Raw genomic sequence first — 23,495 nt, 5'->3', positions numbered from 1 at the left:
TGATTGGGGGATTTTTTCCCCCTGGTCATTTTTCTCTATATAATGAGGTTAAAAAATGAATGCTATATACTCATTCTCATCATTTCCTGGTAGGCTTCCACAACCTTATTCCGAACCTCTAATGTAGCCTGCATGGTAATGCTGGCTTTTTGTGAAGCTATCATCACCGAGTGAAGCTCAACATCCTCTCCATTAACCAATTTGGTAGTAAGGTCATCAGATGCCACTTGTGCTTCGTTAACTTTATTCATTGATTCTTTTAATACCGACGCAAAATTTTGCTGTGCTCCGTATGGTGTATTAGTATTGCTTTGATCTTTTTTCTGCACATTGCTTACATTGTTCATTGCAGAAAGAGAAATCCCCTCCATATCAACAATCCCCTTTCAAACTTTTATTTTCCAATTTCCAAAGCTTTCATCATCATTCCCTTTGATGCATTTAAAACTGTCACATTTGCTTCGTATGAACGTGTGACACTCATTAAATCAACCATTTCCCGAAGCGGGTCGACATTTGGCATTTCAACATAACCATCTTCATTGGCATCAGGATGATCTGGATTATAATCCAGTTCAAAAGGTGTTTTATCTTTAACTATTCCAGTCACCTTCACACCATTCCCTACCTCGCTCGTTTTTTGGGATGCTGCGTTCAAGAAACTTGAAAAACCGTTTTCCTTACTTTGCAGCACAACCGATTTTCTTGTGTACGGCTTCCATTTTTTAGATTCGGCGTCATATTCCGCCCTGGTCGTATCGGCATTAGCCATATTAGCAGAGATTACATCCATCCTTAGCCTTTGACTCGTCAGGCTGGATCCGGTGATGTTTATACTTTGGAAGATTCCCATCACTTACCTCCTCTAATTACATTCTGCAATGATTGAAACTTACCCGAAAGCCTGTCGGTTACTGCATTATAATAAATCTGATTGGCAGCAAGCTCCGTCATTTCCTTATCAACGTCCACGCTATTTCCATTATTGTTATATCGGACATTTTTCTGCGTCACGATTTGAGAAGCATGACTCCCCTCTGATTTGAAGGGGAAATGTCGTTCATCGGTACGATATGAATCCAGGGAAGATTCCAGCTCTGTCTTAAAGGATTGTGTTTTGTCGACCTCTTTAGCTTTATAATTAGGTGTATCCGAATTGGCTATGTTCTGTGAAATGACTTTTTGTTTTACATTAGAATAATTAAGGGCATTTTCTAGTGATTGAAAAGTATTTGAAAATAACTCCACATCGATTACCTCTTTCTATAACTAACATTTAATTACAATATCAATAAATTAACCCAGTGCATTTACGTTTTAATTTTAAAGAAACATTATAACTATGTCCATAAACAACACATGGACTTTAGACCTATTATCGTCGAAAATTGTCACAAATTGAATAATTTTGTTGTGATTATTAGTATGATTACAGGATTAATATTACGTAATATTACATTTTAATATGATTTTCTACATATTAACCAAATTTTCCATCCATTAGCTTTTATATCATAACGAAAAACAAATCCATATACCTGATACTTTAGAACTAATTTTCACATTTACTTTCAATTAATTATCTCAAATTTAGTTGATTTCACCCTTTAAAATAAAGGATTCATAAGAAAACAAAGGATTACTGCCTTTTTTCTTTTTTTGAAAAAAAAACGTTTTTTCAAAGCGCTGATTCATTCGACAAAATCCCTTAATGGTTGAAAATCGTAATCCATAGGGTTTTAAAAATCAAAAAAAGGTACAACCACGTTCTTTTTCCCTATTACAACAGTTATAATAATATAATTACCCTTTTAAAGAAAAATTTAACTATTTTCTCAATTCTAATAGAAAACAAGCCTATATTCACATTTACATTTAATTCGAATGACCTCTTTTTCCTATCTCTCCCCTGACGTTCACCTCCTTTTGCTGATTAGTCCCAGAAAGCAACAGATTCAAATACCACAAAAAAAAGCAGCCTTTTTAAAGGACTGCCCAGACTGTAGACAAACTCGATGAAAACCGAATTTGTCTACAGTTTCTTTTCGGGGTTGTGCAATTTGAACGTTGATTGGAACGTAGGGCACTTCTTTCCGCGGGCGGTCCAATGAGTCCAATGAGCCTCCTCGACGCCTTTGCGCCTGTGGGGTCACCCCTGGACTCGCTTTTCTAAGCAGGAGTCTCGTACCTTCCGTTCCAATCAACTTTGTTATAGATAGAACCCTTTTTCCTAAAGTCTTTATTGTTTTAAAAATAGTATTAATAAAACTTGAGGTGAAGAGGATGCTTTCTAAATACTTTAGATCAACTAGTGGCTGCAACCATTTGGTTTGTAAAATTGAGGGTGCATTTGACTTCACTTTCATTTATGAGTTAGTGAAAGAGTTGTATTACAGAGATAGGACGCCCAAGTATTGATCCAGTTATATTAGTCAAATTGACTTTCATTCAATATACCTTCGGTTTTCGTTCAATGCGTAAAACAATTGAAGAAGTTGAAACAAATATGGCTTACCGTTGGTTCTAAGGCTATGGTTTCCTTGATAAAGTGTCACGTGCTCATTTTACTCACGGTGTACAGAAAGCCAAGACTATCTAAAAGTGGTGACACGGCATTTCTGGCAAAAATGTGGAAGAAGCAGATCACCTGCGTCATCATCAAGCTGTAAAACCTATATATGCGAAACGTAAAGAAACGATTGAGCGTGTATTCGCAGATGCAAAAGAAAAAAGCATGGTATACGTGGGACTACTTTAGACATAAAAAATTGTCGATGCAGGCGATACTTACTTTCGCTGCCATAAATTTAAAGAAGATGGCCAATTGGAAATGGCAAGGTCCAAATAACTTTAGGCGAAAAATCAAAAGGCAGCCCTTTTTAAAGGACTGCCTTTTTTGTATGTTAATTATTTTTAAGCTTTTCTAATTCAAGAAGGAATTTATCGTTCAATACTTTGATATAAGTACCTTTCATTCCTAGTGAGCGGGATTCAATGACTCCGGCACTTTCCAGTTTCCGTAGGGCATTTACGATAACGGAACGGGTGATGCCGACACGGTCTGCAATTTTGGATGCTACAAGCAGACCTTCATTACCTTTAAGCTCCTCAAAAATGTGCTCAATCGCTTCCAATTCGCTGTAAGATAACGAGGAAATTGCCATTTGAACGACAGCTTTACTACGAGCTTCTTCTTCTATCTCTTCTGATTTTTCACGCAGGATTTCCATGCCGACTACAGTCGCACCATATTCAGCCAAAATTAAATCATCATCATGAAATTTTTCTTGTAATCGCGCAAGGACCAATGTTCCTAAACGTTCTCCGCCGCCCATAATCGGTACGATCGTTGTTAATCCAGTTGCGAAAAGCTCTTTGTTTTCGACTGGGAAAGCAGTATATTCGCTTTCGATATCAAGATTAGAAGAGGTTTCAGGAATATTGAAGAGGTTTTTTGTGTACTCTTCAGGGAATTGTTTATCTTCCAACATTTTGTACATGCGTTCGTTTTCAATTTGCTGACTTACCGCGATGCCAAGTAATTTCCCGCGGCGGCTGACGACGAATACATTCGCTTCGATAACTTCACTTAAACTTTCAGCCATTTCCTTGAAGTTAACTGCTTTACCTGCTGCTTTTTGTAGCATTGCATTGATTTTTCTTGTTTTTGCTAATAAGTTCATTTGATTTGTTCCTCCTAAAAATACCATGGTTCACAATAACTATGAAGTTGTATTTCCGTAATTTTATGTTTATTGCATAGGCAAATCATTGCCAAGATTGTTTCTTAATTAAAGGATAAACTGGCTTAAATCTTTGTTCCGGGCGATAGAACCAAGCTTACCTTCGACATATTGGGGCGTAATTGTAATCTTCTCCATCGTTATTTCCGGAGCTTCAAAAGATAAGTCTTCAAGCAACCGTTCCAAAATGGTATGAAGTCTTCTTGCACCAATATTGTCTGTATTTTGATTTACTTCGAAGGCCACTTCAGCTATCTTACGAACAGCATCGTCAGAAAATTCAATTTCTATACCTTCAGTTTCTAATAAAGCAACATATTGTTTTAACAAAGCATTATCCGGTTCATGAAGAATCCGTACAAAGTCGTCTACAGTCAGTTTGTTCAATTCTACACGAATTGGAAATCTACCTTGTAATTCAGGGATAAGATCGGATGGCTTAGCCATGTGAAAGGCCCCTGCAGCAATGAATAAGACATGATCCGTTTTAACTGAACCATATTTAGTCACTACTGTCGAACCTTCAACGATTGGCAGGATATCCCTTTGGACACCCTCTCTTGAGACATCCGCTGATGAACTTCCTGATTGCTTACTGGCAATTTTGTCTATTTCATCGATGAAAATAATCCCATTTTGCTCAGCCCCGTATAATGCATCGGAAGTGACTTCATCCATATCAATCAATTTTGCCGCTTCTTCATTTGTTAAAACGGTTCTTGCTTCACTTACTTTCAATTTTCGCTTCTTGCTTTTTTTCGGCATCAAGCTTCCTAAAGCGTCCTGCATGTTCATCCCCATTTGTTCCATTCCCGAACCTTGGAGCATATCAAACATCGAAGCAGTCTGTTCTTCCACTTCGACCGTTATCATTTCACTTTCTAACTCACCATTAGCCAGCTTTTCAGCGACGATTTTTCTTTTTTCCTGCAAACTTAAATCTTCGGAATTTTCTTCCGAATCCTGTTCGTCTTGATTGTTATTGCCTCCAAAAAAGACTTCAAGAGGATTCTTGAAATTACTCTGTTTTTTTGTTGATGGCACTAAAAGTTCTATTAAGCGGCGATTTGCATTTTCTTCTGCCCGCTCCTTTACGCTGGCCATCTTTTCTTCCTTCACGAGGCGGACGGAAGTCTCCACCAAATCACGAACCATCGACTCAACATCCCGGCCGACATACCCGACTTCCGTAAATTTCGTTGCTTCAACTTTTACAAAAGGAGCACCTACCAATTTAGCCATTCTCCGAGCTATTTCTGTTTTCCCAACGCCTGTCGGTCCAATCATTAATATATTCTTCGGAACGACTTCATCACGAAGTTGATCCGAAAGAAGGGAACGTCGGTAGCGATTCCGAAGAGCCACTGCCACTGCCCGTTTTGCCTCACGCTGCCCTACGATATACTGATCCAGTTTTTCAACGATTTGCCTCGGTGTTAAATTAGCTTTTTTTGACATTTGCGCTCCTCCTTACAACTCTTCCACGATTATATTCGTATTCGTAAATACACAAATTTCCGCTGCAATTTGTAAAGATGATTGAGCGATTTCCTTTGCCGATAAATGGTCACTGGAAAACCTCATTAATGCCCTGCCGGCAGCCAGGGCATAATTCCCACCCGATCCTATGGCGAGAATCCCGTCATCCGGTTCAATTACTTCCCCGGTGCCAGAAACGAGCAGTAAGTGGTTCTTATCCATCACAACCAGCATGGCTTCCAGTTTTCTCAATACATTGTCACTTCTCCATTGCTTTGCCATTTCGACGGCAGCGCGCTGAAGATTGCCATTATACTCTTCAAGTTTAGCTTCGAACATCTCAAATAAGGTGAATGCATCTGCAACGGAACCTGCAAAACCTGCCAGGACATTACCATTAAAGATTTTCCTTACTTTCCTCGCCGTATGCTTCATCACTACTGAATTTCCTAAAGTAACCTGCCCATCACCGGACATGGCACATTCACCTTTATGATGCACTGCAAATATCGTTGTCATAAAGTGTCCCCTTTCAACATTTAAGGCCGCGGATGTGATGCATTGTAGACTTTTTTCAATTGGTCTTTTGTAACATGCGTATACACTTGCGTTGATGAAATTTTGGAATGACCAAGCAATTCCTGAACCGTGCGAATGTCCGCCCCATTATTCAATAGGTGTGTAGCAAACGAATGCCTTAGCATATGGGGATGAAGACTTCCATCTGCGGCTGACTTTTTTATCAATTCATTCAATATATAGCGAACTCCCCTAGGTGTCAGAGGGTCTCCACGAAAATTAACAAATAAATAAACATGCGCCTTGGCGTCAGACGAAGTCAATTCCATCCTGGCTGTACGTATGTATAAATCTATCGCTTCCTGTGCATAACTGCCAACCGGAACGTAGCGATCCTTTTTTCCTTTTCCATGGATCAGTACCGTCCCTAAGGAAAGGTCGATATCCTGCAGTTTAATCTCACAACATTCACTTACACGAATTCCTGTAGCATACAATAATTCCAGTAAGGCATTGTTCCTTATTCCTATCGGTGAATCTTTCTTTAAAGTAGAAAACAACTGATTCATTTCCTTCTCATAAAGAAAACGTGGCAGTCTTTGATCCTTTTTAGGTAAAGAAGCCAAAGAAAAAGGGTTATCCTTCACATCACCTTCACGTAGTAAAAATCTATAAAGGCTCCGCAAGCAAGAAGTTTTTCTTGCTACAGTGCGCTTAGAAAGGTTTTTCTCATATAAATTCGTTAAATATAACCGGACATCCAAATATTCAACGGACGTGATATCCTCAATGCCCTGTTCATTAAGGAACAGAAAAAATTCGTGAATATCACGTTTATAATTTTCAATGGTGTATTGTGAACTGTTTTTTTCAATCTGTAAATATTCGATGAAGGATGATAATGCCTTTTTTTGATTAATCATGGAAACACCTCGCAAAGGCTAATAAATAGTATCATACTTTAAAACAGCAGGCAAATATTTTACAAATTTTTCACAAAGTTCTGAATTGTGTCCAAAGCGCGTTTAGCATGCGTTTCGTTCCGCTCTTTTTTCGATTTGATTCTCACTTCCAGGTCTGGAAGCAATCCAAAGTTGGCATTCATCGGTTGGAAGCTCTTACCATTCGTCGAAGTTATGTACCTTGCCATGCTGCCCATCGTCGTCTCCGCAGGGAATATGATAGGCTCCAATCCTTGGACGATCCTTGCAGCATTGATACCTGCAACAAGTCCTGATGCAGCAGATTCTACATACCCTTCGACACCAGTCATTTGACCGGCAAAGAATAAATCATCCCGATTCTTGAATTGATACGTAGGTTTCAATACATTAGGTGAGTTTATGAATGTGTTTCGATGCATGACTCCATAACGCACAATTTCCGCATTTTCCAATCCAGGTATGAGCTGCAACACTTCTTTTTGCGGCCCCCATTTCAAATGTGTCTGAAAACCAACAATATTATAAAGTGTTCCTGCCGCATCATCTTGACGCAATTGAACTACAGCAAAAGGACGTTTTCCCGTTTTTGGATCTTCTAATCCAACAGGCTTCAATGGACCAAATAACATCGTTTTCTTCCCACGTGATGCCATCACTTCAATTGGCATGCAGCCTTCAAAAAAGATTTCCTTTTCGAATTCTTTAAGTGGTACTGTTTCTGCAGCGATCAATGCTTCATAAAAGCGGTCAAACTCTTCTTCCGTCATCGGACAGTTCAAATAAGCTGCTTCCCCTTTGTCATAACGGGATTTCAAATATACTTTATCCATGTTTATGCTGTCTTTTTCAAGAATTGGTGCGGCGGCATCATAGAAGTACAAGTATTCTTCATCCATGATTTGCTTTAAACTGTCAGATAGCGACTGACTTGTAAGCGGACCGGTTGCAATGACGGTAGGACCTTCCGGAATTTCCGTCACTTCTTCATTAATTACCGTCACATTTGGATGATTTTTAACCCTTTCCGTAACAAGACCGGCAAATTCATGTCGATCAACAGCTAAAGCACCGCCAGCCGGTACAGCACAAGCATCTGCTGCCGACATGATAACCGAATCCAGAATACGCATTTCTTCTTTTAAAACACCAACTGCATTTGTTAAAGTATTTGCCCGAAGTGAATTGGAACAAACAAGTTCAGCGAATTTATCGGTATGATGGGCTGGCGTTTGTTTTACAGGGCGCATTTCATATAGATCGACTTTAATTCCTCTTTTAGCTAACTGCCACGCCGCTTCACTTCCAGCAAGCCCAGCACCGATTACACTTACTTTTGTTTCTTTCATTTTTCGAACCTCCATGTATAGATATGATAAGACAGGATCATTTATCATTAAAACTGCTTTTATTAACGTTTCATTTTTAACGATATCTATGTATTTATACCCGAAATACTCATTCCTGCTAACGATAATTTTAAAGCACATGCCTCAAGCCGGCATTCTTCCTGCAATCCATCTTTTCTAAAAAGGGTAACGGACACAAATAGGAATTATATCTTTAAAAGAATGTACTTGTCCACTGAATTTTACATCACATGGCCTAAATAAAAAAGTTTCAAGCTTTATCCATTTTCTTCTTGGAACCGAATTCACATATTATTATGATATCATACTTTCCTGAACATAAAGAAACTCGGCAGATGCCGAGTCAATTTATATTTAGGTTTTTTCGATAGTTCACAGGGAAAGTAAACGATTTCACGGTCTTTTCTATGCTTGCGGCATTTCCTTGAAATCACAATCCATGCACTGGACCTGGACGCCTTTTTTGAGTTTCTTTTCAACAAGTGTACCTTCACATTTTGGACAACTCCGCGGAAGCGGTTTATCCCATGATATGAAGTCACATCCAGGGTAGGTATCACACCCGTAAAATATGCGGCGTTTTTTACTTTTCCTTTCAATGATGTTTCCTTCTTTACATTTTGGGCATTTGACACCGATTTCTTTAACGATTGGCTTTGTGTTACGGCAATCCGGGAAATTGCTGCATGCCATGAACTTTCCATAACGCCCCATCTTAAAGACCATCCCATGTCCGCATTCCACGCAATCTTCACCGGCAGGTTCATCTTTAATTTCAATTTTCTCCATCTCGACTTCAGCTTTGGCCAGATGAATTGCAAACTCTTTATAAAATTCATCAATGACCTTTATCCATTCGATACTGCCTTCCTCGACGCTGTCGAATTCCTGTTCCATCTTGGCAGTGAACTCTGCATCAAGAATATCCGGGAAGAATTCGCGTATCAATTCAAGAACGATCTCACCAAGCTCAGTTGGGATGAACCGTTTATTATCCAAGGTAACATAGCCCCGTTTTTGAATCGTATCCAAGGTAGGAGCATATGTAGAAGGACGGCCTATTCCCAGTTCCTCTAGGGTTTTGACAAGACGTGCTTCAGTATATCGGGGCGGAGGCTGTGTGAAATGCTGCTTTGGCTCGATATCTTTTGAAAAGAATTGATCTCCTTTTTTTACATCCGGAAGTGCATTTTCCTTTTCTTCCACCGAGTCATCGGACCCTTCGACATATACCTTCATGAAACCCGGAAATTTAATTTTTGAACCATTTGCCCTGAAGATGACCTCCCCGTTATGCAGGTCGATACTCATCGTATCCATGACTGCCGAAGACATTTGACTAGAAACGAATCGTTCCCATATCAATTTATAAAGACGGAATTGATCTCTGGATAAGAACTCCTTGACCACACCCGGTTCACGTAATGTGCTTGTTGGCCTGACTGCTTCATGGGCGTCCTGGGCATTCGTTTGTTTTTTCTCCTTGCGCTGTTCAGCCTGAACATAATCTTTACCATAATTATTTTGGATGAATGTATGGACTTCCTCTTTCGCAACATCGGAAATCCGGGTTGAATCGGTTCTCATATAAGTGATTAACCCGACTGTACCTTCCTTGCCAAGCTCGATTCCTTCATAAAGCTGCTGAGCAAGCATCATGGTTTTCTTTGCACGGAAATTCAATTTACGTGCCGCTTCCTGTTGTAGGGAAGAAGTTGTAAAAGGGGCAGCTGGATTGCGCCTTCTTTCCTTTTTAGCCACGGCTCCTATCGTAAATTCGCCGCCATTTAAAGAGGCGAGCACTTTTTTGACGTCCTCTTCGGTTTTTAATTCCTTCTTCTCTCCGCCAAGGCTGAAGAAGGAACCTTCAAACTGTTCTTTGCCTTTTACAAAATCAGCCTTGATTGTCCAATACTCTTCCGGGATGAAATCTTTGATTTCCTTCTCCCGGTCAATGATCATCCGTACAGCAACCGATTGGACCCGTCCCGCACTTAAGCCTTTTTTCACTTTTTTCCACAAAAGCGGGCTTATATTGTATCCGACTAAACGATCCAAAACCCTTCTTGCCTGCTGGGCATCAACCAATTTCATATTTATTGGCCTCGGCGATTTAAATGATTCTTTGATGGCCTCTTTCGTGATCTCGTTGAATACCACACGGCAATCAGAGTTAACATCAACATCAAGACTGTGAGCCAAATGCCAGGCAATGGCTTCCCCTTCCCTGTCGGGGTCAGCCGCGAGATAGATTTTTTTCGCTTTTTTCGCAGCGGTTTTCAATTCTTTTAAAACCGGGCCTTTGCCGCGGATAGTTATATATTTAGGCTCATATTCATGTTCAACATCGACACCCATTTGACTTTTAGGCAAATCTCGAACATGCCCCATGGAAGCCTTTACTTTATATTTTTTTCCCAAGTAACGTTCTATTGTTTTCGCCTTTGCGGGCGATTCCACAATCACTAAGTATTCTGACATCCAATAAATCCTCCTCAAAGAGGTAATATAAATCTTCACTATTATTAATCATTCAAAAATCATTTGTCAACACCTCTTTACTTTTCAAAGCATGCTGATTCATTTATTAATAGGTATTTTGACAAGAGGTGCCATTTGCAAAACTTATAACAGTTTTACAATATTTTCAACCTTTTTGTCTAATAATTCAACCCATCCTTCTAAAAAAGCACCTTTTTTCTATTTTCCCGTATGATTCTCCGCCTATCTTCTATATTATATTGTCAAAACTCTTCCTCGATCTGCCTGGAACTCAAAACAAGTTTGGCACCATCGGAAATCAATTGATTGGTCCCCAGTGATTCAAGGCTTGTAACATTTCCAGGAAGTGCAAATACCTCCCTGCCATGTTCCAAAGCAGCTTGTGCCGTAATAAGGGAACCGCTCCTTTCTTTTGCCTCGACCACGAATACTCCCTGTGATAATCCACTGATGATTCGATTCCTAAGCGGAAACATCCAAGGTTCCGCCTTCATTTCCGGTGGAGTCTCAGATATAAGCAGGCCTTTATTGACGATTTCTTCAGCAAGGGTAACATTGGATTTCGGATATATTTGCATAAGCCCTCCTCCTAAAACCCCAATCGTATCTCCGCCTTCCTTTAATGTGATCTTATGTGACTCTGCATCGATTCCAGCCGCCACCCCGCTTATGATCACGAACTTTTTCTTTACTAGCGGTAATAGAATCGATTTTAAGGCCTCCAGACCATACGAGGTTGGCTTACGTGTTCCAACAACACCTAGCGTATTCTTCCTTGTTAAAAGCTTCTTATCACCTTTATAATAAAGAACCCATGGAGGATCGAATATTTGCTTCAGTAAAAAAGGATATTCATCATCGAAGATCGTCAAACAATGGATTTGGCTATCTTCGTAATTTTTAAGTTTATCGATGGTATTGAGTGAATGTAAATCTTTGAGAAAGAGGTTGAGCTTATTTGAAGGGATAGGGAGCATTTTTGCCCATTCAACGTAATCCGTCGTGAATAGGGAAGATAATGACGGGTCTTTTGACATGATTGTTTGGATTGATTTCCATCCTGCCCCGCGGCAATGATGGAGATGGATTAACTTTTCTTTTTTATTCAATTTGAAACGCCCCTAACCGGATTTTTTTAAAGGTAGGTTGATGGTGATGTACTCGGTGTCTCCCGAGGATATTGGAGGAAAATAAGACCGACCCAAAAAAAGGTCGGCCCAGCTTAAATTAATGTGTTTTACAAGGTTCGTAAATCTCTTTTTCTTTCAAGACGGAAATCAATGTTTCACCCATTACGGATGGAGTTTCGGCAACTTTAATTCCACATTCGTTCATAACGCGGATTTTCTCGTCAGCAGTTCCTTTTCCTCCTGAGATAATGGCTCCGGCATGTCCCATGCGTTTACCGGCAGGAGCCGTACGGCCACCAATGAAACCAACAACTGGCTTAGTCATATTTTCCTTCACCCAGATTGCTGCTTCTTCTTCTGCCGTTCCGCCGATTTCCCCGATCATGATCACAGCATGTGTTTCCGGATCTTCATTGAATGCCTTCAATACGTCGATGAAATCCGTTCCGTTAACTGGATCCCCACCGATACCGACAGCCGAAGATTGCCCGATGCCAGCTTGCGATAATTGGTGAACGGCTTCGTACGTTAAAGTTCCAGAACGTGAAACTACACCTACATGGCCTTTTTTGTGGATATATCCTGGCATGATACCAATCTTACACTCTTCAGGAGTAATGACACCTGGGCAGTTCGGTCCGATCAAGCGAGTTTTTTTGCCTTCCATGTAACGCTTAACCTTGACCATATCCAGGACAGGAATATGTTCCGTGATACAAATGACAAGATCAAGTTCTGCGTCTACAGCTTCCAGAATTGCATCGGCAGCAAATGGCGCCGGTACATAGATAACGGAAGCATTCGCACCGGTTTCAGTGACAGCTTCGGAAACTGTATTGAATACAGGTACTCCTTCCGCTTCTGTTCCACCTTTACCCGGAGTGACTCCTCCAACGATTTTCGTGCCGTATTCCAACATTTGTTTTGTATGAAATAATGCTGTTGCACCAGTGATTCCCTGAACGATCACTTTCGTATCTTTATTAATATAAACGCTCATTATGTTCCCCCCTGCCTATTATCCTACAAGTGATACTATTTTTTGTGCTCCATCAGCCATTGATTCAGCAGCCGTAATATTTAAACCTGACTCTTTTAGAATCTTTTTGCCAAGGTCCACATTCGTTCCTTCAAGACGAACAACAAGAGGGACATCCAAGCCAAGCTCTTTAGCAGCAGCCACGACGCCTGTTGCGATGATGTCACATTTCATGATTCCTCCGAAGATATTAACGAAGATGCCTTTAACATTTTTATCGGAAAGGATGATTTTGAAAGCCTCTTTCACTTTTTCCTCAGTGGCGCCGCCACCAACGTCAAGGAAGTTAGCCGGATCTCCCATATAATGTTTAATGATGTCCATCGTAGCCATAGCAAGCCCGGCACCATTAACCATGCATCCGATATTTCCGTCAAGCGATATGTAACTAAGGCCATGTTTTGATGCTTCAATCTCTTTTGCATCCTCTTCATCCAAATCACGGAATTCCGCGATGTCTTTTTGGCGGTAAATCGCATTATCATCAAAATTCAATTTAGCATCAAGTGCCATTACATTTCCGTCGCCCGTAACCACTAATGGGTTGATTTCTGCGATTGAGCAATCTTTTTCAACGAAAGCAGTATATAAGTTAACCATCAGCTTGGAAGCTTTATTTATAAGTGAAGCCGGAATATTGATATTGAATGCAATCCTCCGTGCTTGGAAGCCAGTCAGGCCGACAACCGGATCGATTACTTCTTTGAAAATTTTCTCTGGCGTCTTTTCGGCCACTTCCTCAATTTCCGTTCCGCCTTCTTCAGAAGCCATCAACACGACACTATTCGTAGCACGGTCAAGGACCAGCCCGATATAATACTCTTTCGTAATGTCGCAGCCCTCTTCTATAAGTAAACGCTTAACTTCCTTGCCTGCAGGTCCTGTTTGATGGGTCACCAACGTCTTGCCAAGAATCTCTTCTGCATATGTACGAGCTTCATCAAGATTCTTCGCTACCTTGACTCCGCCGGCTTTCCCGCGGCCGCCCGCATGAATTTGAGCTTTTACGACAACAACTTCCGTACCTAACTCCTTCGCTGCTTCCACTGCTTCATCAACAGTAAAGGCAACCCGGCCATTTGGAACGGATACCCCGTATTGTCGCAATATCTCTTTCCCCTGATACTCATGGATATTCATTTCCCATCCTCCTTATCTACTAAAAAACAACTTCGAAATTTAATGCGTGTTTTCTCTATCATATTACAACAAAATTCTCCTTCGTGCATAATTTTCTTTCCCGGAATTTTTAAAATATTATTATAATATACTTCTATTCTCCTGTGTAAAATGGAAAAAACCTTCTTTTCCGTAGATTTTTTTCTTGTTAAAATCATTCATTTTTGCTCTGAAATTCTATTGTCATTACAGTTGAAATCTAGATAAAATGTTACTATGAAAGCCTTTTCAACATATTGACTCAGAAAACTTTTCATGAGAATCCACGGTTATCCCTTGTCTTACCCTAAATAAAAGCAAAAGGACAAAGCCATTGCCTTGTCCTTTTGTAAATAGTTTAGTATTTTTTTAGTATAATGAAAATATGATAGTGATTTCCCTAATATTCTACATAAACCAACATAACTCCATTTGGTGAAATCACAGATAACTAGGATCCTACCGATTCATGTCCTTGTCAACTTTATAAATGAATGCAAATACCTCTGCAACTGCTCCATATAATTCTTCCGGAATCGTTTGATTTATATCCAATTGACCTAAAAGTGCAGCAAGCGATTCGTCCCTCTGGACCGGTATATTCAGTTTCATGGCCGTTTTCAGAATATTTTCAGCCGTTTTACCTTTCCCCTTCGCCAATATGACGGGCGCTTTGGACGTTCTTTGATCATACTTTAAGGCAATGGCTTCTTTTCGTTGCTCATTTATCATATTCGAATATCCAATCCGCTATATGAACCGGTTTCCGAAAAAGGAATCGGTTTCACCTCTAGGACCCGCTCTTTTTCATTCACGGTTTTTACAAATGAAACCCCTGATAATCTGTAATCCATTTTTCCGAGATTTTCTCTTAGGATGTCAAGATATTGACCGGCTGCCTCTTCAAGGAGCGCACCATGCCCATTGATGACCGTCACTTTTATGATACGGTTTTGAACCTGCATGTCGATGACCGTTTCTTTAAGACGTTCCAATTCTAAATAAAATAGGACTCTGCAGTAATCCGGGTCTATTTTGCCATCTTTTGTTTTCCTTCCGCTCCATTGTAAAGTTAGGTCTGTTTGAATCGATCCCAAATTGAGTGGAAGTGTCAGGAGCAAATTCTGGATCGGCCCATTTTCCTGTGAAAGGACCTGTTGCGCAGTAATCCGATTCAGGATTTGTTCTGCCATCTCCTTGATAGATGCCGGAATTTGCTCATTCAGCAATTTAAGCAGCAGCGGTTTAAGTGTCTCTAAATCATTCGGGATCTCCTTCGTATCATCTCCAGAAAGATTAAGGAGTGCATGTTCCAGCTGAAGGCCAAGGACCTTGGTCATTTCTTTTAGTTGGTTTGCAACGGAAGACCCGTTGGTGAAATCGATTGTTTGAAGCTCAGCTTCCAGTACATGTGAAAGGACAAGCCGCTCATTATTCCTAACGTATTGGGCCTCAGAAAGCTTATTAAGCGACTGAAACAGTAATTCAGCCACCTTACCCTTCGACTCCTCTATTTGCTCTGTATCCGTATTCAAGTAGCCTATAAGGTCGTTCACTTCTATTTTTCCGCCTATTGCCTTTTTAGCTGTTGCTTCGGTAAAAGCACTCTGGAGTAAATGAAAGACAAGAGGGGAAAGTTTTTCTGCAGAAATGTTTTTTCTCTGTATCGAGTGGAGATCAGCTGGCAGGTTTGCTCCCTTATGATCATGACCGGTAAATTTGCGATCAATGGTCGGTTCGGCCTCTACAACTTTTGCAAATGCACCGCTTTTTGTCCCGGAAAGCAACTGCAATCCTTGGTGTAATTTATCAATCACTGAATTCTTGGCCATAACGGACCTTGCCTCAGTTCCATCCATTAAGTTTTCCAGAAAGACAGCTTCTGTAATTCCTTTTGGAATTAAACCCGTCTTTTGAAGCAGGGAAAATGCACCAGATTTCATTTCTGGCGTTGAATCGGGATTCAGCCAAGTGGTCACTAGGTTTTGCAAACCATTTTGTTGAAGCTGGTTCTGTTTAACAACATGCAAAGAGTCCAATACATCCTTAAGCTTGACGGCAGTCCTCGTTACTGCCCCAACATCTTGCAGCTGTTGCTTGAAGGCACTGAGTAGTTTGTGGAAAGGTTCACCTTTGGACTGCGTAAATAATGCATCAAATACATCTTTTACAAATGGCAGTTGCTGAATGTACATCGATTTTATTACAGGCAGACCAGCTTCTGCAGCATCGGTAGCTTTTAACCATTGTAAAGCGGACTGAAAGGTTTCCTTTGTTATCGGAAGCCTATTTGCCAAGAGGTATTCGGCAAGCTTCGAAGCGGCCGGTTCAGGCGTCATGCCAAGATGAGCGATCAATTGTCCAGCCGTTCCCTTTAAGCCGGAAACACTCATATCGGGGGAATCTAAAGCTTTTAACACGATCCTCCCCTCTATTGGGTGCTTCACTTGAAACCAGTACCTTTCTCCTGCCCGTAGCGGGATTTCGAGATTGGCAATCATTTTTTGATGGCCAATCTGCACTTCGGCCGTTTGGTCAGGAAAAACCTTATTCACCTTCCCGATAAGGATTTGTCCATTTTTCAAACTCACAGATCCTTTTACTTCGATGGGTGAAGAAACGGGTTGCCCGCTTGTTATGGATTGCACCCTCATCCCCCCTTAGCTCTTCGTTCTTGCAGCGATTTCCTTAACTGGTGCAAAACTTCTTCTATGCCAAGGTGTAAGCCCGTGCGTGCGGAGTGCTTCTAAATGTTGGCTCGTCCCGTAACCCATGTGCTTTTCGAAACCATATTCCGGATATTTTTCACCATATTCCTTCATCATCCTATCACGGGTCACTTTCGCTATTATGGAGGCCGCAGAGATGCTAATGCTTCTTGAGTCCCCCTTTATGAGTGAAAGCTGCGGAATCGGCACATCCAGTTCCATCGCATCGATCAGCAAATGATCAGGAAGTTCTGACAAATCGTTCACTGCGGCCACCATTGCCTTTTTCGTGGCTTGATATATATTGATTTCATCAATAACTTCGCTATGTACAACACCCACACCTATGGATAGTGCTTCCTTAAAAATCATCTCATAAAACCGTTCCCTTTTTGATTCTGGAATTTTTTTAGAATCATTAAGACCTGGCAAATAAAAAGATTCAGGCAAGATGACTGCACTCGTCACAACTGGTCCTGCGAGCGGTCCTCTTCCCACTTCATCGATACCAGCCAAAATGGAAAACCCCTGTTTTCGCAATTGCCGTTCAAACTCTGTCATTTCCGTGAAAGCATCCCTTACCTTTTGTTCTTTTTCATAAGCTCTTTGCCATTTGCCTACTAAGTCGGTTACTCCCTTTCTTCCATCCTCCTGGCATTCTTGTAAAAAAGGATCTTCGGGTTCTCTTATTGTCATTAATTTTGAGGAGATTTCCTTAATGCTCATTGTAGTTATCATCTTTTATCACCCATCATATTAATTATCGGCAGTCTTGCTTCCTTTCTTCAGTTCAGAAAAAAAATACGGAGCGGAAAAGAGACATCAAAAAGAAATACCTTTTCGACATCCAGCTCCAGCTCCGTATCACTTCCAGTTAATCGGGAATATCAACCTCTTCATAATCTAATGGGACCTCGAACGTAAGCGGGCCCATCTTTTCTGAACGGATTTCACGTACGACCAACTCCGCGGTCTTATCATAATCGATGAAGCCCCCAGATGCCAAACAGCCCCTGAACTTTCCGACCGCATCGAACAATTCTAGCGTTTCCTGCGGAATTACATCCAGGTTATAACGGGATTTCATTCGATCCGGATATTCTTTTTCCAAAAAGCGAAGACCGTATAAAGAGACTTCGTGCAAGTTTAAAATCGTATCCTTGATCGCACCTGTCAATGCAAGCTTCAAACCAACTTCTTGATCCTCGAATTTCGGCCAGAGAATCCCCGGCGTATCCAGCAATTCCAATTCCTTACCAACTTTTATCCATTGCTGCGCTTTCGTGACGCCAGGAGTATTCCCTGTTTTGGCAATGTTCTTTTTGGCAAGTCGATTGATTAGTGTCGATTTCCCAACGTTCGGAATGCCGACTATCATGGCCCGGATCGCTCTCGGCTTTATTCCTCTAGATTCCATCCGCTCATACTTCTCTTTTAAAAGTTTTTTGGCAGCAGCCGTAATCTGGTTTAAACCGTTTCCTGCCTGCGAATTAATGGCAATCGCCGTTTTCCCCTGCGATTTATAATGCTCAAGCCACATATTGGTTTTTACCGGATCGGCCATATCCGCTTTATTCAAAAGGATAACCCGCGGTTTATGCTGAATGATTTCATCGATCATCGGATTTCGTGAAGATGCCGGAATCCGGGCATCCACAAGTTCAAAGATGATGTCGATCAGTTTTAATTTCTCTGTTACTTCCCGTCTTGCTTTGGCCATATGGCCAGGGAACCACTGTATTGTCAATGGAATCCACCTTCCTACTATTCCGCCAATCGAAAGTCTTCAATCGGCCAATAAACTAATTTAGTTTTTCCTAACACTTTATCGTAAGGAACGACACCTACGCCAATATGGCGGCTATCCTTACTAAAACGGCGATTATCCCCTAGGACAAAAAGGGTGTCTTCAGGTACCGTTCCTTGTTCTATGACATCACTTAATGTAAAAGATTCGGTCAAATCCCCGCCATCAATCAATTGTTCTTTATATTCATCCAAGTATGGCTCATCATAAGCTTTTCCATCCACATATAGAGTATCATCTCTATATTCCACTTTTTCCCCTGGCAATCCGATGACCCGCTTTATGTAATCTTTTCCTTCTGGAGCTTCGAAAACGATAATGTCGAATCTTTTCGGTTCGCCGATCGAATAGGAGATTTTATTAACGATCATGCGGTCCGTATCCTTTAATGTCGGCATCATGGAATTACCGTCCACAACAATAGGAGCCAGGAGGAAATAACGAATCAGCGTCGCCGCTATAACCGCGATTATGACCGCCTTCGTCCATTCCCACAATTCATTTTTCTTTTTCGCCATCCTTACCCACCCTTTTTGAAGCATATCAACAATCATTTTAACATGTTGCGAACGCTATAGCGAGCAGGATTCTATATAGTTTTCACCGTATGTGCATTCATCGTTTCTTAAAGTGCAAAAAGGGAGCCTGATAAACAAGCTCCCTTTTTTTGCATGATACTGTTTGGTTATTCACCTTATGTGGATCATGGTAAACCCGCATGAAGATATTCGAAGGATTAACGACGAATTTCTTTAATACGTGCTTTTTTACCACGAAGTTCGCGTAGGTAATAAAGTTTCGCACGACGTACTTTACCGTGACGGATAACTTCTAGTTTCGCAATTTTTGGTGTGTGAACAGGGAAAGCACGTTCTACTCCAACGCCGTAAGAAATCTTACGTACTGTGAAAGTTTCACTAACTCCGCCGCCACGACGTTTGATTACAACGCCTTCAAACAACTGGATACGTTCGCGAGTTCCTTCAATAACCTTTACGTGTACACGTACTGTGTCACCAGGTCTGAATGATGGAAGATCTGAGCGAAGTTGTTCTTTTGTGATTTCGTTAATAAGATTTTGCATCGATTTCAACTCCTCCTGGACGCTCTTGCAAATACATATTGTTTGCAGCGGAACATCGTTATAAGACTGAGCATTTTGCCCAAGTCACAAGTTATATCCTATCATACTATAAACGTCGATGCAATAGACATCAGTCTTCTTTTTTAATCTCGGATAATAATTTTTTTTCAACTTCCGATAGTTCATAACTATCGAGCAAATCCGGACGTCGAATCCAAGTTCTGCGCAGAGATTCCTTCATCCGCCATTCATCGATTTTTTTATGATTCCCGGATATTAACGGATCGGGAACCTTCATCCCCCGGAAATCTGCAGGCCTAGTATAATGGGGATGCTCTAACAAACCAGAAGAATAGGAATCAAGAATCGGGGAGTCAACATTTCCCAGAACGCCAGGCAGCAAACGCACAACGCTGTCAATAATGACCATCGCACCCAATTCCCCGCCTGTAAGTACAAAGTCTCCAATCGATATTTCATCAGTGACGACATGCTCCCGGATGCGCTCATCATACCCTTCATAATGCCCGCAAATGAAAATGAGATGTTCCTCTCCGGCAAGCTCTTCGGCTTTTTTCTGCGTGTAACGCTCTCCCTGGGGACAAAGCAGGACTACCCTTGGGGTTAGCTCACCTTGCCCTTTTAAAGCTTCCACAGCATCAAAGATCGGCTGTGCCTTCAATACCATTCCGGCACCGCCGCCATACGGATAATCGTCTACCGTCGAATGTTTATTATCTGCATAATCTCGAAAATTGGTCACCTTATAGCTGACAGCCTGCTTTTCCGCTGCCTTTTTTAAGATGGACGAACCAAATACCCCTTCGAACATTTCTGGAAAAAGCGAAAGCACATCGATTTTCATCAGTCCAAAAGTCCTTCCATCGGTGTAATGATGACCTTTTTAGCGGAAATATCCACTTCTTTTACAATTTGTTCAATATACGGGATCAGGACGTCCTTACTGCCAGCTTTCTTAATCACCCAAACATCATTGGCACCAGGCGTAAGAACCTCAATGATTTCCCCAACTTCCATGCCTTCATCAGTAAATACCGAACAGCCGATGATTTCATGGAAGTAGAACTCACCTTCGTCCAATTTGCCAAGCTGTGCTTCCTTGACTTTCAGGACCCCGTTTTTAAAAGCCTCGACCTGTCCGACGTTATAATAATTCTCGAATGTCAACAGGTTAAAGTTTTTATGGGTGCGATGCGACCTGATGATAAGCGGCAAGGGTTTTTTCTCCGTGTCCCTAAACAAATACAGAGTATTTCCCACTTTGTATCGTTTTTCTGGAAAGTCTGTTGAAGAAATAACACGGACTTCTCCTAAAAGACCATGTGTGTTGACAATTTTACCTACATTAAACCATTTTTCCATTCTTTCACCTCTAACGAATTTCCGAGACGATTCCATCTTTTATGACAATGGTCTTCGTTGCCATAATTTCGTCCCAATCTGCCCCAATTTCCACATCAATGATACTTTGAACTTCCCGTTCCTTCAATTCACTTCCTGCGGGAAGGATCTCCAACTGCTCCATTTGAAATTCAAGCAGTTTAATTTTTTCTTGCCTCTGGTTTATTTCTTTTTCAAAATGAGCACGGAGACTAGCAGGTTGGAGAGTTCTTGTTTTTTCAAGTTTTTTCAGTTCAAAGCGAAGCTGTTCACTCTCTTTTTGAAGCTGAAGGCGTTTTGACTTGTATTTCTCGAGGAGCTGATTCTTGCTGGATTCCGTTAATACTTGGTTAACGATTACATTTTGGAGAATTTTCATTCCAGCACCTCCTATTATCTATGATTTCTTATTTCCTTCAAAAAATATGTATGATGGGGTAATCTTTTTGAAATGGGGGTCATTCTCTTAAGTATAACGTAAATCGGTAAAAGATGCGTCTTAAAAAGGCGTAAAGTTTAAAGTCCTGGTCTATTCAATTAGGATCCGAGTCGGAATTTCACTTTCTTGAAGTACAAAAAAAGGAGGGGTATTAACCCTCCTTATTCGGAAATCTCCAAATAGATTTTCTTCTGCTGTGAAGATCCTGCTGCATATACCACAGTCCGAATCGCCTTAGCAACACGCCCTTGTTTACCGATCACCTTGCCCATGTCCTCTTTATGAACGGAGAGGATATAAACAATCCGGTCGGATTCTTCCTTGGAGGTCACGATGACCTCTTCCGGATAATCCACAAGTGCTGAAACAATCGTTTCAATCAGTGCTTTCATCAACTACCGTCGATTACTTGCTGTTTTTCGCAACATGGAATTTTTCCATGATGCCTTGTGTAGAGAATAAGTTACGAACTGTATCAGATGGTTTAGCTCCATCTTGTAACCATTTAAGAGCAAGCTCTTCGTTGATTTCAACTTTAGCTGGTTGAGTCACCGGGTTATAAGTTCCTACCACTTCAATGTAACGTCCGTCACGTGGTGAACGGGAATCTGCAACTACAATACGATAGAAAGGAGATTTTTTAGCTCCCATACGTTTTAAGCGAATTTTTACTGCCATTTTAAATAAGCACCTCCGAATAGTTTCACACAAGATAGTATAATATCAAATGTCTTGCATGTTTGTAAAGGTTTTTTTCTTAACAGGTAAAAAAAGTGTTGAAACACATGGATTCGACCCGTATTTCACTTCAGTTTCGACCTGAAATAAACCTTACATGAACGGGAATTTGAATCCCTTTTTCTTTCCTTTTTGCATGTTCGTAACCTGTTTCATCATCTTTTTCATTTCTTCGAATTGTTTCAGTAGACGGTTCACTTCTTGAATCGATCTGCCGCTTCCCTTGGCAATCCGTTTCTTGCGGGATGCATTCATGGATTCCGGATGTTCCTTCTCATGCGTAGTCATTGAACGGATGATAGCTTCTACATGACCGATCTGTTTCTCATCGATTTGAAGATTGTCCATCCCTTTCATTTTATTCGCACCGGGAATCATTTTCAGAATATCATCAAGCGGTCCCATATTCCGCACCTGACCAAGCTGATCAAGGAAATCATCAAAGGTAAAAGTGGCTGTACGCATCTTTTTCTCTAATTCTTTCGCTTTTTCTTCATCTACATTGGCCTGTGCTTTTTCGATAAGGGTCAATACATCACCCATGCCGAGAATCCTTGACGCCATCCGTTCTGGATGGAAAGCTTCAAGTGCATCCAACTTTTCCCCCATACCGACGAATTTAATCGGCGTGTCGGTGACTGAACGAATGGAAAGTGCCGCACCGCCACGTGTATCCCCATCAAGTTTCGTTAAGACGACTCCTGTCAGGCCTAGCTGTTCATTGAAGCTTTGGGCTACATTGACCGCATCCTGACCTGTCATCGCATCGACAACCAAGAAGATTTCATCAGGTTTTGTCAACTCTTTGATATCCTTCAGTTCACCCATCAAGTTTTCATCAACATGTAGGCGGCCTGCGGTATCAATCAACACATAATCATGATGTTCTTCCTTTGCTTTTTCAATTGCCTGTTTGGCAATTTCAACAGGGCTGACCTGGTCCCCAAGGGAGAAAACAGGCATGCTTAATTGTTTGCCAAGTGTTTCAAGCTGCTTAATCGCCGCCGGACGGTAAATATCAGCCGCAACGAGCAATGGCTTGCGGTTGTATTTTTTTCTAAGAAGATTGGCAAGCTTTCCGGTGGTCGTCGTTTTACCAGCACCCTGAAGCCCTACCATCATAATGACAGTCGGTGGTTTCGAGGCAACGGCAATCTTGCTTTGTTCGCCGCCCATCAGCTCCGTCAATTCTTCCTTAACTACTTTAATTACCTGTTGACCGGGGGTTAAGCTTTTCAGCACTTCCTGACCTACCGAACGTTCACTGACACGTTTTACAAAATCCTTCACGACTTTAAAGTTAACATCAGCTTCAAGCAGGGCCAATCGAACTTCACGCATCATTTCTTTTACGTCCGCTTCGTTGACCTTCCCTTTTCCGCGGATTTTTTGCATCGTGCTCTGCAGTCGGTCGGCCAATCCTTCAAATGCCATATT

General features: G+C 41.2%; 24 protein-coding genes and 2 pseudogenes. 2 read left to right on the top strand and 24 right to left on the bottom strand.

The features are described 5' to 3' along the window. Positions 1 to 62: 62 nt before the first annotated feature. Genes fliE through flgB form a run of 3 tightly spaced genes read right to left on the bottom strand, consistent with a single transcriptional unit; the run spans position 63 to position 1,248 of the window. Positions 63 to 371: a flagellar hook-basal body complex protein FliE gene (fliE, locus tag JNUCC41_RS16975; RefSeq protein WP_192204020.1), complete on the bottom strand. Its 309-nt coding sequence runs from the start codon at positions 369 to 371 to the stop codon at positions 63 to 65. 23 nt (positions 372 to 394) lie between these two features. Then, positions 395 to 853 (bottom strand): flagellar basal body rod protein FlgC, encoded by a 459-nt coding sequence (gene flgC / locus JNUCC41_RS16970; RefSeq protein ID WP_192204019.1) that lies wholly within the window; start codon positions 851 to 853, stop codon positions 395 to 397. Continuing rightward, the gene (gene flgB, locus JNUCC41_RS16965; RefSeq protein WP_192204018.1) at positions 853 to 1,248 is read right to left on the bottom strand and encodes a flagellar basal body rod protein FlgB; all 396 of its coding nucleotides are present in this window, start codon (positions 1,246 to 1,248) and stop codon (positions 853 to 855) included. The genes flgC and flgB overlap by 1 nt, the downstream gene beginning before the upstream one ends. A gap of 1,071 nt (positions 1,249 to 2,319) precedes the next feature. Between flgB and JNUCC41_RS26760 the strand changes: the two are divergent. Beyond that, positions 2,320 to 2,524 (top strand): annotated as a pseudogene (locus JNUCC41_RS26760) (transposase); the annotation flags it as partial. A 32-nt stretch (positions 2,525 to 2,556) separates the two neighbouring features. Continuing rightward, a pseudogene (locus JNUCC41_RS16955) lies at positions 2,557 to 2,927 on the top strand (transposase); the annotation flags it as partial. Here JNUCC41_RS16955 and codY read toward each other — a convergent pair. The 21 genes from codY to ffh all read right to left on the bottom strand — a co-directional run bounded on the left by codY (position 2,904) and on the right by ffh (position 23,492). Then, positions 2,904 to 3,683 carry a GTP-sensing pleiotropic transcriptional regulator CodY gene (codY, locus tag JNUCC41_RS16950; RefSeq protein WP_057278408.1) on the bottom strand — a complete coding sequence of 260 codons (780 nt, stop codon included), beginning with the start codon at positions 3,681 to 3,683 and terminating at the stop codon, positions 2,904 to 2,906. The pseudogene JNUCC41_RS16955 and the gene codY sit on opposite strands and share 24 nt — an antisense overlap. A gap of 108 nt (positions 3,684 to 3,791) precedes the next feature. Next, positions 3,792 to 5,201, bottom strand: a complete 1,410-nt coding sequence (gene hslU, locus JNUCC41_RS16945; RefSeq protein ID WP_192204016.1) for an ATP-dependent protease ATPase subunit HslU — start codon at positions 5,199 to 5,201, stop codon at positions 3,792 to 3,794. A 12-nt stretch (positions 5,202 to 5,213) separates the two neighbouring features. Further along, positions 5,214 to 5,741, bottom strand: a complete 528-nt coding sequence (hslV, locus tag JNUCC41_RS16940) for an HslVU peptidase proteolytic subunit (RefSeq protein WP_048684874.1) — start codon at positions 5,739 to 5,741, stop codon at positions 5,214 to 5,216. Between the two features lie 20 nt (positions 5,742 to 5,761). Next, entirely contained in the window at positions 5,762 to 6,664 is a 903-nt protein-coding gene (gene xerC / locus JNUCC41_RS16935) for a tyrosine recombinase XerC (protein ID WP_192204015.1), read from the bottom strand. Positions 6,665 to 6,723: 59 nt separating this feature from the next. Next, on the bottom strand, positions 6,724 to 8,031 hold the full coding sequence (trmFO, locus tag JNUCC41_RS16930; RefSeq protein ID WP_063231875.1) for an FADH(2)-oxidizing methylenetetrahydrofolate--tRNA-(uracil(54)-C(5))-methyltransferase TrmFO: 1,308 nt from the start codon (positions 8,029 to 8,031) through the stop codon (positions 6,724 to 6,726). Positions 8,032 to 8,457: 426 nt separating this feature from the next. Further along, entirely contained in the window at positions 8,458 to 10,533 is a 2,076-nt protein-coding gene (gene topA, locus JNUCC41_RS16925) for a type I DNA topoisomerase (protein WP_192204014.1), read from the bottom strand. 263 nt (positions 10,534 to 10,796) lie between these two features. Continuing rightward, complete coding sequence (gene dprA / locus JNUCC41_RS16920; RefSeq protein ID WP_228467354.1) at positions 10,797 to 11,663, bottom strand: DNA-processing protein DprA; 867 nt, start codon at positions 11,661 to 11,663, stop codon at positions 10,797 to 10,799. 118 nt (positions 11,664 to 11,781) lie between these two features. Then, positions 11,782 to 12,684, bottom strand: coding sequence for a succinate--CoA ligase subunit alpha (gene sucD, locus JNUCC41_RS16915; protein ID WP_192204013.1), 903 nt, complete (start codon positions 12,682 to 12,684; stop codon positions 11,782 to 11,784). Between the two features lie 18 nt (positions 12,685 to 12,702). Next, positions 12,703 to 13,863 (bottom strand): ADP-forming succinate--CoA ligase subunit beta, encoded by a 1,161-nt coding sequence (sucC, locus tag JNUCC41_RS16910; protein ID WP_076366553.1) that lies wholly within the window; start codon positions 13,861 to 13,863, stop codon positions 12,703 to 12,705. A gap of 477 nt (positions 13,864 to 14,340) precedes the next feature. After that, positions 14,341 to 14,613, bottom strand: coding sequence for an EscU/YscU/HrcU family type III secretion system export apparatus switch protein (locus JNUCC41_RS16905; protein ID WP_192204012.1), 273 nt, complete (start codon positions 14,611 to 14,613; stop codon positions 14,341 to 14,343). After that, on the bottom strand, positions 14,610 to 16,529 hold the full coding sequence (locus JNUCC41_RS16900) for a hypothetical protein (RefSeq protein WP_192204011.1): 1,920 nt from the start codon (positions 16,527 to 16,529) through the stop codon (positions 14,610 to 14,612). Before JNUCC41_RS16900 ends, JNUCC41_RS16905 begins: the two co-directional genes overlap by 4 nt. 12 nt (positions 16,530 to 16,541) lie before the next feature. Next, positions 16,542 to 17,324, bottom strand: coding sequence for a ribonuclease HII (locus JNUCC41_RS16895; protein WP_228467668.1), 783 nt, complete (start codon positions 17,322 to 17,324; stop codon positions 16,542 to 16,544). Positions 17,325 to 17,463: 139 nt separating this feature from the next. Further along, positions 17,464 to 18,336 (bottom strand): ribosome biogenesis GTPase YlqF, encoded by an 873-nt coding sequence (gene ylqF, locus JNUCC41_RS16890; RefSeq protein WP_076366559.1) that lies wholly within the window; start codon positions 18,334 to 18,336, stop codon positions 17,464 to 17,466. A 17-nt stretch (positions 18,337 to 18,353) separates the two neighbouring features. After that, complete coding sequence (gene lepB / locus JNUCC41_RS16885) at positions 18,354 to 18,914, bottom strand: signal peptidase I (RefSeq protein WP_192204010.1); 561 nt, start codon at positions 18,912 to 18,914, stop codon at positions 18,354 to 18,356. 218 nt (positions 18,915 to 19,132) lie between these two features. Beyond that, positions 19,133 to 19,480, bottom strand: a complete 348-nt coding sequence (gene rplS / locus JNUCC41_RS16880; RefSeq protein WP_034313702.1) for a 50S ribosomal protein L19 — start codon at positions 19,478 to 19,480, stop codon at positions 19,133 to 19,135. Between the two features lie 130 nt (positions 19,481 to 19,610). Continuing rightward, entirely contained in the window at positions 19,611 to 20,345 is a 735-nt protein-coding gene (gene trmD, locus JNUCC41_RS16875; RefSeq protein WP_192204009.1) for a tRNA (guanosine(37)-N1)-methyltransferase TrmD, read from the bottom strand. After that, positions 20,345 to 20,863 carry a ribosome maturation factor RimM gene (rimM, locus tag JNUCC41_RS16870; RefSeq protein WP_192204008.1) on the bottom strand — a complete coding sequence of 173 codons (519 nt, stop codon included), beginning with the start codon at positions 20,861 to 20,863 and terminating at the stop codon, positions 20,345 to 20,347. Before rimM ends, trmD begins: the two co-directional genes overlap by 1 nt. A 10-nt stretch (positions 20,864 to 20,873) precedes the next feature. Next, entirely contained in the window at positions 20,874 to 21,260 is a 387-nt protein-coding gene (locus JNUCC41_RS16865; protein WP_034313711.1) for a YlqD family protein, read from the bottom strand. 221 nt (positions 21,261 to 21,481) lie between these two features. Further along, entirely contained in the window at positions 21,482 to 21,712 is a 231-nt protein-coding gene (locus tag JNUCC41_RS16860; RefSeq protein WP_048684915.1) for a KH domain-containing protein, read from the bottom strand. A gap of 13 nt (positions 21,713 to 21,725) precedes the next feature. Next, entirely contained in the window at positions 21,726 to 21,998 is a 273-nt protein-coding gene (rpsP, locus tag JNUCC41_RS16855) for a 30S ribosomal protein S16 (protein WP_034313715.1), read from the bottom strand. A gap of 153 nt (positions 21,999 to 22,151) precedes the next feature. Beyond that, a complete protein-coding gene (gene ffh, locus JNUCC41_RS16850; RefSeq protein WP_192204007.1) occupies positions 22,152 to 23,492 on the bottom strand; it encodes a signal recognition particle protein in 1,341 nt (446 codons plus the stop codon). Between the last annotated feature and the right edge of the window lie 3 nt (positions 23,493 to 23,495).

The sequence above is a fragment of the Brevibacillus sp. JNUCC-41 genome, from assembly GCF_014844095.1.
Lineage (GTDB): Bacteria > Bacillota > Bacilli > Bacillales > DSM-1321 > Peribacillus > Peribacillus aracenensis.
Note: the sequence above shows the minus strand (reverse complement) of the source record. Positions and strands in the feature narration are given on the sequence as shown.